The organism is Streptomyces cahuitamycinicus, from assembly GCF_002891435.1.
In the GTDB taxonomy this organism is placed as follows: domain Bacteria; phylum Actinomycetota; class Actinomycetes; order Streptomycetales; family Streptomycetaceae; genus Streptomyces; species Streptomyces cahuitamycinicus.
In genome coordinates this window covers 1-11,083 of record NZ_POUC01000271.1, presented here as the reverse complement: position 1 = coordinate 11,083, position 11,083 = coordinate 1, and the positions used below count along the sequence as shown (strand labels likewise).

General features: G+C 70.0%; 12 protein-coding genes. All 12 read left to right on the top strand.

What is annotated here, in order from left to right:
- Positions 1–543 (top strand): 30S ribosomal protein S4 (rpsD, locus tag C1J00_RS28885; protein WP_102911943.1); only part of this gene is annotated, 543 nt, incomplete at its 5' end.
- Positions 544–718: 175 nt separating this feature from the next.
- Entirely contained in the window at positions 719–1,159 is a 441-nt protein-coding gene (locus C1J00_RS28880) for a DUF948 domain-containing protein (protein WP_102911942.1), read from the top strand.
- A 9-nt stretch (positions 1,160–1,168) separates the two neighbouring features.
- A complete protein-coding gene (locus tag C1J00_RS28875) occupies positions 1,169–1,522 on the top strand; it encodes a hypothetical protein (RefSeq protein WP_102911941.1) in 354 nt (117 codons plus the stop codon).
- Complete coding sequence (alaS, locus tag C1J00_RS28870; RefSeq protein ID WP_102911940.1) at positions 1,522–4,194, top strand: alanine--tRNA ligase; 2,673 nt, start codon at positions 1,522–1,524, stop codon at positions 4,192–4,194. The genes C1J00_RS28875 and alaS overlap by 1 nt, the downstream gene beginning before the upstream one ends.
- A 17-nt stretch (positions 4,195–4,211) precedes the next feature.
- Positions 4,212–4,676 carry a Holliday junction resolvase RuvX gene (gene ruvX / locus C1J00_RS28865; protein WP_102911939.1) on the top strand — a complete coding sequence of 155 codons (465 nt, stop codon included), beginning with the start codon at positions 4,212–4,214 and terminating at the stop codon, positions 4,674–4,676.
- A gap of 121 nt (positions 4,677–4,797) precedes the next feature.
- Entirely contained in the window at positions 4,798–6,570 is a 1,773-nt protein-coding gene (gene mltG, locus C1J00_RS28860) for an endolytic transglycosylase MltG (RefSeq protein ID WP_102911938.1), read from the top strand.
- Positions 6,551–7,390 carry a shikimate dehydrogenase gene (locus C1J00_RS28855; protein ID WP_102911937.1) on the top strand — a complete coding sequence of 280 codons (840 nt, stop codon included), beginning with the start codon at positions 6,551–6,553 and terminating at the stop codon, positions 7,388–7,390. The genes mltG and C1J00_RS28855 overlap by 20 nt, the downstream gene beginning before the upstream one ends.
- Before the next feature lie 51 nt (positions 7,391–7,441).
- Entirely contained in the window at positions 7,442–7,855 is a 414-nt protein-coding gene (locus C1J00_RS28850) for a hypothetical protein (RefSeq protein ID WP_102911936.1), read from the top strand.
- A 141-nt stretch (positions 7,856–7,996) separates the two neighbouring features.
- A complete protein-coding gene (gene aroC / locus C1J00_RS28845; protein WP_102911935.1) occupies positions 7,997–9,181 on the top strand; it encodes a chorismate synthase in 1,185 nt (394 codons plus the stop codon).
- Positions 9,178–9,693 (top strand): shikimate kinase, encoded by a 516-nt coding sequence (locus C1J00_RS28840; RefSeq protein ID WP_102911934.1) that lies wholly within the window; start codon positions 9,178–9,180, stop codon positions 9,691–9,693. The genes aroC and C1J00_RS28840 overlap by 4 nt, the downstream gene beginning before the upstream one ends.
- Positions 9,690–10,781 carry a 3-dehydroquinate synthase gene (aroB, locus tag C1J00_RS28835; RefSeq protein WP_102911933.1) on the top strand — a complete coding sequence of 364 codons (1,092 nt, stop codon included), beginning with the start codon at positions 9,690–9,692 and terminating at the stop codon, positions 10,779–10,781. The genes C1J00_RS28840 and aroB overlap by 4 nt, the downstream gene beginning before the upstream one ends.
- A 163-nt stretch (positions 10,782–10,944) precedes the next feature.
- Positions 10,945–11,083 (top strand): Pro-rich N-terminal domain-containing protein (locus C1J00_RS47110; protein ID WP_245936547.1); only part of this gene is annotated, 139 nt, incomplete at its 3' end.

Here is an 11,083-nt window from a genome sequence, read left to right as displayed (position 1 = left end):
GTGTGTATAAGAGACAGCCCCTACCCGCCCGGTGAGCACGGCCGCGGCCGCAAGCAGAACTCGGACTACAAGGTCCGTCTGCTCGAGAAGCAGCGTCTGCGCGCGCAGTACGACGTGTCCGAGCGCCAGCTCGTCCGCGCCTACGAGCGTGCCTCCAAGGTCCAGGGCAAGACCGGTGAGGCCCTGATCATCGAGCTGGAGCGCCGCCTCGACGCCCTGGTTCTGCGTTCGGGCATCGCCCGCACGATCTACCAGGCCCGCCAGATGGTCGTCCACGGCCACATCGCGGTCAACGGCAAGAAGGTCGACAAGCCCTCCTTCCGTGTCCGTCCGGACGACGTCGTGCAGGTGCGCGAGCGCTCCAAGGAGAAGACGCTCTTCACGATCGCTCGTGAGGGTGGCTTCGCCCCCGACGGTGAGACCCCGCGCTACCTCCAGGTGAACCTCAAGGGTCTGGCGTTCCGCCTGGACCGCGAGCCGAACCGCAAGGAGATCCCGGTGATCTGCGACGAGCAGCTCGTCGTCGAGTACTACGCCCGCTGATCCTCGGCAGGCACGCGGTACGTCAGCCCGCCGTCTCCCCACCCGTCCGGGTGGGGAGACGGCGGGCTTTCGCGATTCCGCTTCTCCCGCGCGGGAAACCGGTACGGAGCGCAACCTCCGGCGCGATAGGCTCGTCGCACGACTTTTTGATGTTCAGGCACGTTTCAGGGAGCGGGTGCACACAGTGTCCGGTGGAGAGGTTGCCGGGATCCTGGTGGCCGTCTTCTGGGCGATCCTGGTCTCCTTCCTCGCCGTCGCGCTGGCGAGGGTGGCCCAGACGCTCAAGGCGACCACCAAGCTCGTGGCGGACGTGACCGACCAGGCCGTCCCGCTGCTGGCCGACGCCTCCGCGGCGGTGCGCTCCGCGCAGAACCAGATCGACCGGGTCGACTCGATCGCCTCCGACGTCCAGGAGGTCACGTCGAACGCCTCGGCGCTGTCGACCACCGTCGCCTCCACCTTCGGCGGCCCCCTGGTCAAGGTCGCGGCCTTCGGCTACGGCGTGCGCCGGGCCCTCGGCGGCCGCAAGGAGGACGTGCCCGCCAAGGCGTCCAGGCGTACCGTGATCGTGGGCCGTACGGTCGCCCGGCGCAGCGCCCGAGACAAGAGGGACTGAGAGCCAGCGATGTTCCGCCGCACCTTCTGGTTCACCACAGGCGTCGCCGCCGGTGTGTGGGCCACCACCAAGGTCAATCGCAAGCTGAAGCAGCTGACCCCCGAGAGCCTCGCGAAAACCGCCGGGAACAAGGCGATCGAGGCCGGTCACCGCATCAAGGACCGCGCGGTCGGCTTCGCGCTCGACGTCCGGGACAACATGGCCGTCCGCGAGGCCGAGCTGGGTGACGCCCTCGGGATCAACGAGAATCCCGAACTCCCCGGCCCCCGGCGGTTCGCGGCCATCGAGAACCGCAACAACCCGAAGTACGTCGAGGGTTCGGCGTACCAGACGTACCCGTACAACCGGAATGAGGACCACTGATGGAGTCGGCTGAGATTCGCCGCCGCTGGTTGAGCTTCTTCGAGGAGCGCGGTCACACCGTCGTCCCTTCGGCGTCGCTCATCGCGGACGACCCGACTCTGCTCCTCGTCCCGGCCGGCATGGTGCCCTTCAAGCCCTACTTCCTGGGTGAGGTCAAGCCACCCTTCGACCGCGCCACCAGTGTGCAGAAGTGTGTGCGCACGCCGGACATCGAAGAGGTCGGCAAGACCACCCGGCACGGCACGTTCTTCCAGATGTGCGGCAACTTCTCCTTCGGTGACTACTTCAAGGAAGGCGCCATCAAGCTCGCCTGGGAGCTGCTCACCAGCGCCCAGGACAAGGGCGGTTACGGCCTCGACCCCGAGCGTCTGTGGATCACCGTCTACAAGGACGACGACGAGGCCGAGCGCATCTGGCACGACGTCGTCGGTGTGCCGCAGGAGCGTATCCAGCGCCTCGGCATGAAGGACAACTACTGGTCCATGGGCGTCCCCGGCCCCTGTGGCCCGTGTTCCGAGATCAACTACGACCGCGGCCCCGAGTTCGGCGCCGAGGGCGGCCCCGCCGTCAACGACGAGCGGTACGTGGAGATCTGGAACCTCGTCTTCATGCAGTACGAGCGCGGCGAGGGCATCGGCAAGGACAACTTCGAGATCCTCGGAGACCTGCCCAGCAAGAACATCGACACCGGCCTCGGCCTCGAACGCCTCGCCATGATTCTGCAGGGCGTGCAGAACATGTACGAGATCGACACCTCGATGGCCGTCATCGACAAGGCCACCGAGCTGACCGGCGTCCGCTACGGCGACGCCCACGGCTCGGACGTCTCCCTGCGCGTGGTCACCGACCACATGCGCACCTCCGTGATGCTCATCGGAGACGGCGTCACCCCCGGCAACGAGGGCCGCGGCTACGTGCTGCGCCGCATCATGCGCCGCGCCATCCGCAACATGCGCCTGCTCGGCGCCACCGGTCCGGTCGTGAAGGACCTGATCGACACCGTGATCGAGATGATGGGCCAGCAGTACCCCGAGCTCATCACCGACCGTGAGCGCATCGAGAAGGTCGCCCTCGCCGAGGAGAACGCCTTCCTCAAGACGCTGAAGGCCGGCACCAACATCCTCGACACGGCCGTCACGGACACCAAGTCCGCCGGCGGCACCGTCCTGCCCGGCGACAAGGCCTTCCTGCTCCACGACACCTGGGGCTTCCCGATCGACCTCACCCTGGAGATGGCCGCCGAACAGGGCCTGTCCGTGGACGAGGACGGCTTCCGGCGCCTGATGAAGGAGCAGCGGGAGCGCGCCAAGGCCGACGCCCAGGCCAAGAAGACCGGGCACGCCGGCACCGGCGCCTACCGTGAGATCGCCGACCAGGCCGGTGCCACCGACTTCATCGGCTACACCGACACCGAGAGCGAGTCCACGATCGTCGGCATCCTCGTCGACGGCGCCTCCTCCCCGGCCGCCACCGAGGGCGACGAGGTCGAGATCGTCCTCGACCGCACCCCGTTCTACGCCGAGGGCGGCGGCCAGATCGGCGACACCGGCCGCATCAGGGTCGACACCGGCGCCGTCATCGAGGTCCGCGACTGCCAGAGGCCGGTCCCGGGGGTGTACGTCCACAAGGGCGTCGTCCAGGTCGGCGAGGTCACCGTCGGTGCCAAGGCCCACGCCTCCATCGACGACCGCCGCCGCAAGGCCATCGCCCGCGCCCACTCGGCCACCCACCTGACCCACCAGGCCCTGCGTGACGCCCTCGGCCCGACGGCCGCCCAGGCCGGTTCCGAGAACCAGCCCGGCCGCTTCCGCTTCGACTTCGGCTCCCCGTCCGCCGTCCCGACGGCCGTGATGACCGACGTCGAGCAGAAGATCAACGAGGTGCTCGCCCGCGACCTGGACGTCCGTGCCGACGTCATGGGCATCGACGAGGCCAAGAAGCAGGGCGCCATCGCCGAGTTCGGCGAGAAGTACGGCGAGCGCGTCCGCGTCGTGACCATCGGCGACTTCTCCAAGGAACTGTGCGGCGGCACCCACGTGCACAACACCGCCCAGCTCGGCCTGGTGAAGCTGCTCGGCGAGTCCTCCATCGGCTCGGGTGTCCGCCGGATCGAGGCCCTGGTCGGCGTGGACGCCTACAACTTCCTCGCCCGCGAGCACACGGTCGTCGCCCAGCTCCAGGAGCTGATCAAGGGCCGCCCGGAGGAGCTCCCGGAGAAGGTCTCCGCCATGCTCGGCAAGCTGAAGGACGCCGAGAAGGAGATCGAGAAGTTCCGCGCCGAGAAGGTCCTCCAGGCCGCCGCCGGTCTCGCCGAGTCCGCCAAGGACATCCGTGGCGTTGCTGTCGTGACCGGTCAGGTCCCCGACGGCACGACCGCCGACGACCTGCGCAAGCTGGTCCTCGACGTGCGCGGACGGATCCAGGGCGGACGGGCCGCCGTGGTCGCCCTGTTCACGGTGGCGAACGGCAAGCCGCTGACGGTCATCGCCACCAACGAGACCGCCCGCGAGCGCGGTCTGAAGGCCGGCGACCTGGTCCGCACGGCCGCCAAGACCCTCGGCGGCGGCGGTGGCGGCAAGCCGGACGTCGCCCAGGGCGGCGGCCAGAACCCGGCCGCCATCGGTGACGCCGTGGACGCCGTGGAGCGCCTGGTCACCGAGACCGCCAAGTAAGAGACGGGTCGGACAGCATGCGCAGAGGACGTCGACTCGCGATCGACGTCGGGGACGCCCGCATCGGGGTCGCCTCGTGCGACCCCGACGGGATCCTCGCCACCCCGGTGGAGACGGTCCCCGGGCGTGACATCCCCGCAGCTCAGCGACGGTTGAAGCAACTCGTCGAGGAGTACGAGCCCATTGAGATCGTGGTCGGTCTCCCGCGCTCCCTCAAGGGGGGCGAGGGCCCGGCCGCGGTCAAGGTCCGGGGATTCGCCCAGGAACTGGCCCGCATGATCTCACCGATTCCGGTGAGACTTGTCGACGAGCGCATGACAACGGTGACGGCCAGTCAGGGACTGCGCGCCTCGGGCGTGAAATCCAAGAAGGGCCGGTCCGTCATCGACCAGGCAGCGGCCGTGATCATCCTGCAACAGGCCCTCGAATCCGAACGGGTGTCAGGTAAAGCACCCGGCGAAGGCGTCGAAGTGGTCATCTGATCGCGATACGGTAACGTTCCGCGCGATGCGACGGCATTCGAACAGCCGCCGCACAGCAAGAGGCGGGACGGGAGCCGAGCCGGAAGCCGCGCGACCGCCGCCTCGCGGCTCTAGGGGATCGATGACTGAGTATGGCCGGGGCCAAGGCTCCGAACCGTGGCATCCGGAGGACCCGTTGTACGGGGACGGCGGATGGGACGGACAGCAGGCCCACCCCGGCCAGCAGTCCGCTTACGGCGGCCAGCAGCAGCACTACCCGCAGCAGCAGCAGCCGCAGCAGCCGCAGCAGCCGCAGTACGGCGACTGGGGCACCGGTGAGCAGGCCGGATACGGCCAGACGCAGCAGCAGTACCCCTACGACCAGCAGTACGCGGCACAGAACCCCGAGCCTCAGCAGTACGCGGCACAGGACCCCGGGCACCAGCAGTACCGGGGGCAGCACGACCACGGACATCAGCAGGCTCAGGGCTACCACCAGCAGCAGTACGACACCGGCGGCTGGGTCAACGACCCCCATCAGCAGGTCTCCTACCCCGGTGACCCGGGAGATCCGTACGGGCAGCAGGCCGGTGCGTACGGTGGGGGCCAGCAGGACTACTACGGCACGCCTGAGGCGTATCCACCCCCGGAGCCGCCCGGCCGGCGCGGGGCCGAACCCGCCCCCGCGCCCGAACCGGAGACGGGCTGGGACCCCGGCCCCGACCAGGGCGAGCACGCTTTCTTCGCGGGCGGCGACGACGATGACGACGGCGACGAGCCGGCGGAGCGCCGCGGGCGCGAGGACAAGCGGGGTCGCGGTGGCGGCAAACCGAAGAAGCGCCGCAACGGCATGGCCTGCCTGCTGGTCGTAGTGATCCTCGGCGGCGGCCTGGTCGGCGTCAGCTACTTCGGCTACCAGTTCTTCCAGGACCGTTTCGGCGACGACCCGGACTTCGCGGGTGGGGGCAACGGGCAGCAGGTGACGGTCGAGATCCCCGAGGGAGCACTCGGGTACAAGATCGGTCAGGTGCTGAAGAGTGCGGGGGTCGTCAAGAGCGTCGACGCCTTCGTCGCGGCCCAGGAGAGCAACCCCGAGGGCAAGAGCATCCAGGACGGCGTGTACACGCTGCAGAAGCAAATGTCGGCCGAGAGTGCGGTCGAACTGATGCTCAGTCCGAAGAGCCGCGACAACCTGATCATCGCCGAGGGCAAGCGGAACGCCGACGTCTACCGTCTCATCGACAAGCGGCTGGGCGTCAAGGACGGCACCACCGCCGCGGTCGCCAAGAAGAACTACAAGAAGCTGGGCCTGCCCGCCTGGGCGCTGAACCATCCGGATGTCAAGGATCCGCTTGAAGGATTCCTCTATCCGTCCAGCTACGGCGTGAGCAAGGGGCAGAAGCCCGAAGCCGTGCTCGAACAAATGGTGGGTCGGGCCGCCGCGACGTACAAGAAGGCCGGCGTCGAGAAGAAGGCCGAGAGCCTCGGACTCGAGAACCCGTGGCAGCTGATCACCGTCGCGAGCCTCGTCCAGGCCGAAGGCAAGACACACGACGACTTCCGGAAAATGGCCGAGGTGGTCTACAACCGCCTCAAGCCCACCAATACGGAGACCAACCAGCTGCTCCAGTTCGACTCGTCCTTCAACTACCTGAAGAACGAGAGCAACATCCACATCAGCGAGTCCGAGATCAACAGCAACAAGGACCCGTACAACACGTACACCAACAAGGGACTCCCGCCCGGTCCGATCGGCAATCCGGGAGACGTCGCGTTGCGGGCGGCCCTGAAGCCCACCAAGGAGGGCTGGATCTACTTCGTGGCGACCGACGGCGTGAGCAAGACCGAGTTCGCCAAGACCCATGCGCAGTTCCTGAAGCTGAAGGAAAAGTTCGATGCCAGCTCGGGCAACTGACGCCCGCCGTGCCGGAGTGCTCGGCAGCCCCATCGCCCACTCCCTCTCCCCGGTCCTGCACCGCACCGCCTACCAGGAGTTGGGCCTGGAGGGCTGGACGTACGACCGGTTCGAGGTCGACGAGGCCGGGCTGCCCGCGTTCTTCGAGACGCTCGGCGCCGAGTGGGCCGGGCTGTCGCTGACCATGCCGCTGAAGCGGGCCGTCTTCCCTCTGCTGGACGAGGTCAGCGAGACCGCCGCCTCGGTGGAGGCGGTCAACACCGTCGTGTTCAGCGAGGACGGGCGACGCGTCGGCGACAACACCGACATCCCCGGCATGGTCGCCGCCCTGCGCGAACACGGCATCGACGAGGTCGACTCCGCCGCCATCCTCGGCGCCGGTGCCACCGCCTCCTCCGCGCTGGCCGCGCTGTCCCGGATCTGCCCTGGTGAGATCGCCGTGTACGTGCGCAGCGAGGCCCGGGCCGACGAGATGCGGCAGTGGGCGGAGCGGCTCGGCGTCGCCGTCCGCATCGCCGACTGGGCGGACGCCGAGCAGGCGCTGCGTGCCCCGCTGGTGATCAGCACCACGCCGGCCGGTGTCACCGACGCCCTCGCCCGGTCCGTGCCCGAGCGTCCGGCGGCCCTCTTCGACGTCCTGTACGACCCCTGGCCGACCGACCTCGCCGCCCGCTGGTCGGCGTATGGCGGTGCCGTCGTCAGCGGTCTCGACCTGCTGGTGCACCAGGCCGTGCTCCAGGTCGAGCAGATGACGGGGCTGGCCCCGGCGCCCCTGGACGCCATGCGAAAAGCGGGCGAGCGGGCTCTCGCGGCCCGATAGGATCCGCTCTCGGTTCCGCAGGGGGCGGAACAGGGGAGGGGAACGTCCGTCATGTCCGCAGGCCTGCCTCAGGCTTCCGTCAAGTCCCAGATATTCGAGTCCCTGCTGGGATTCCTGCCCGACTGGGTGCAGATCACGGTGCTCGCCCTGATCGTGCTCGCCGTCGTGGCGTCCTGGGCCGTCAAGATCAAGCGCAAGATCGCCCGCCGGCGTGCCGTCCGCAACGGGCAGCCGGTCCACGCCGCGGCCCGGTTCGGGCAGGGGAGCGGAGCGGACTACCTGGGGCCGTACGCCCCGCAGCAGACGCAGCCCGTCCCGCAGCAGGGCAGCGGGGCCGACCACCTGGGGGCATACGCCCCGCAGCAGGCCCAGCCCGCGCAGCAGCCGAGCGGTGCCGACTTCCTCGGGTCGTACGCGCCGCAGCAGCGTCAGGCCGACGGTCCGTCCGCGAACGCGTCCGCTTGATGGACCGGCCGCCGGGCCAACGGCCCCGGCGTGGGAGGATCGGAGATGGTGGACCGGGCCGCGCACCCGGTCACGCCGTCGCCGTACGCGACGAGGCGCGTACACAGGGCAGTACCGGGGCGCGAGCATGGAGGAGCACCGTTGAGCAGGTTGCGCTGGCTGACCGCGGGGGAGTCCCACGGTCCCGCACTCGTCGCGACGCTGGAGGGCCTTCCCGCCGGCGTACCGATCACCACGGACCTGGTGGCGGACCATCTCGCGAGGCGGCGCCTGGGCTATGGACGCGGTGCCCGGATGAAGTTCGAGCGGGACGAGGTCACCTTCCTCGGCGGCGTCCGGCACGGCCTCAGTCTCGGCTCCCCGGTCGCGATCATGGTGGGCAACACCGAGTGGCCGAAGTGGGAACAGGTCATGGCGGCCGACCCGGTCGACCCGGAGATCCTCGCCGGGCTGGCCCGCAACGCCCCGCTGACCCGGCCGCGCCCCGGCCACGCCGACCTCGCGGGCATGCAGAAGTACGGCTTCGACGAGGCCCGGCCGATCCTGGAGCGCGCCTCCGCGCGTGAGACCGCGGCTCGCGTGGCACTGGGCGCGGTGGCCCGGTCGTACCTCAAGGAGACGACCGGCGTCGAGATCGTCAGCCACGTCGTGGAGCTGGCCGCCGCCAAGGCGCCGCGCGGCGTCTACCCGACCCCGGCCGACGTCGAGAAGCTGGACGCCGACCCCGTGCGCTGCCTGGACGCCGACGCGTCGAAGGCGATGGTCGCCGAGATCGACCAGGCCCACAAGGACGGCGACACCCTCGGCGGCGTGGTCGAGATCCTGGCCTACGGCGTGCCCGTCGGCCTCGGTTCGCACGTGCACTGGGACCGCAAGCTGGACGCCCGGCTCGCCGGCGCGCTCATGGGCATCCAGGCGATCAAGGGCGTCGAGATCGGCGACGGCTTCGAACTCGCGCGGGTGCCCGGCTCCAAGGCGCACGACGAGATCGTGAAGACCGACGAGGGCATCCGGCGTACCTCCGGCCGCTCCGGCGGCACCGAGGGCGGTCTGACCACCGGTGAGCTGCTGCGCGTCCGCGCCGCGATGAAGCCGATCGCGACCGTGCCTCGCGCCCTGCAGACCGTGGACGTCACCACCGGCGAGGCCACGCAGGCCCACCACCAGCGCTCCGACGTGTCCGCGGTCCCGGCCGCCGGCATCGTCGCCGAGGCCATGGTGGCCCTGGTGCTCGCGGACGCGGTGGCGGAGAAGTTCGGCGGCGACTCGGTGACCGAGACCCGCCGCAACGTGACGTCGTACCTCGACAACCTCACCATCCGATGAGCGGCCCACTGGTCGTCCTGGTCGGCCCGATGGGCGTGGGCAAGTCCACCGTCGGGCAATTGCTGGCCACGCGGCTCGGCGTGTCCTACCGGGACACCGACGACGACATCGTCGCCGGGCAGGGCAGGACCATCGCCGAGATCTTCGTCGACGAGGGCGAGTCCGCCTTCCGCGCGATCGAGAAGACGGCCGTGCGCCGGGCGCTCGCCGAGCACGACGGCGTCCTGGCCCTGGGCGGCGGCGCCGTCCTCGACACCGACACGCGCGCGCTGCTCGCCGGGCAGCGGGTGGCGTATCTGTCGATGGACGTCGAGGAGGCGGTCAAGCGCACCGGCCTCAACGCGGCCCGCCCGCTGCTCGCGGTCAACCCGCGCAAGCAGTGGCGCGAGCTGATGGAGGCACGCCGCCACCTGTACGAGGAGGTCGCCACGGCCGTCGTCGCCACCGACGGCCGTACGCCCGAAGAGGTCACCGAAGCAGCCCTGGACGCACTGGAGTTGAAGGAAGCATGAGCGAGGCAGTGACGCGGATCCAGGTCGGCGGCACCGCGGGGACCGACCCGTACGAGGTCCTGGTGGGCCGGCAGCTGCTGGGTGAACTCGGCAGTCTGATCGGCGACAAGGCCCAGCGGGTCGCGATCGTCCACCCCGAGGCGCTGGCCGAGACCGGTGACGCGCTGCGCGCCGACCTGGCCGGGCAGGGCTACGAAGCGGTCGCCGTCCAGGTGCCCAACGCGGAGGAGGCCAAGACCGCCGAGGTCGCCGCCTACTGCTGGAAGGCGCTGGGCCGGTCCGGCTTCACGCGCACGGACGTCATCGTCGGTGTCGGCGGCGGCGCGACCACGGACCTCGCCGGGTTCGTGGCGGCGACCTGGCTGCGCGGGGTGCGCTGGATCGCCGTCCCGACCACCGTGCTCGCCATGGTGGACGCGGCCGTCGGCGGCAAGACCGGCATCAACACCGCCGAGGGCAAGAACCTCGTCGGCGCCTTCCACCCGCCCGCCGGTGTGCTCTGCGACCTGGCCGCGCTGGACTCCCTGCCGGTCAACGACTACGTCTCCGGACTCGCGGAGGTCATCAAGGCCGGCTTCATCGCCGACCCGGTCATCCTGGACCTCATCGAGTCCGACCCCGAGTCCGCCCGCACCCCGGCCGGCCCGCACACCGCCGAGCTCATCGAGCGCTCCATCCGCGTCAAGGCCGACGTCGTCTCGTCGGACCTGAAGGAGTCGGGCCTGCGCGAGATCCTCAACTACGGTCACACGCTCGGCCACGCCATCGAGAAGAACGAGCGCTACAAGTGGCGCCACGGCGCCGCGGTCTCGGTCGGCATGCACTTCGCCGCCGAACTGGGCCGCCTGGCAGGCCGGCTGGACGACGCGACGGCCGACCGCCACCGCACGATCCTCGAAGCGGTCGGACTGCCCCTGCACTACCGGCACGACCAGTGGCCCAAGCTGCTGGAGACCATGAAGGTCGACAAGAAGTCCCGCGGCAACCTGCTGCGCTTCATCGTCCTCGACGGCCTGGCCAAGCCCACCGTCCTGGAGGGACCCGACCCGGCCGTGCTGCTCGCCGCGTACGGCGAAGTGGGACAGTAAGTCCCCATCGCTCCTTCCGCCCGGAATCACCTTACGGAGCCGGGCACTTCGGGCCGCCCCCGGCCGTTCACACATCGACGACCGGGGGCGGTACCGTTCGGTAGCAAGCGGGTTCCGCCCCGCTGTCAGCGCCCATCGCCTGTACGAGACGGAGTGGCACCGGATGCAGCACGCAGTGGGTTCTCCGCTGCCGCCGCCCCATCAGCCGGGGCACGGACCGGCCACCGGCTGGTCGCCGGCCGCACAACACCCCGTTCCGCCGAACGCGGGCGCGCACCAGGGCCCCGTGCCCGCGCCCCCGC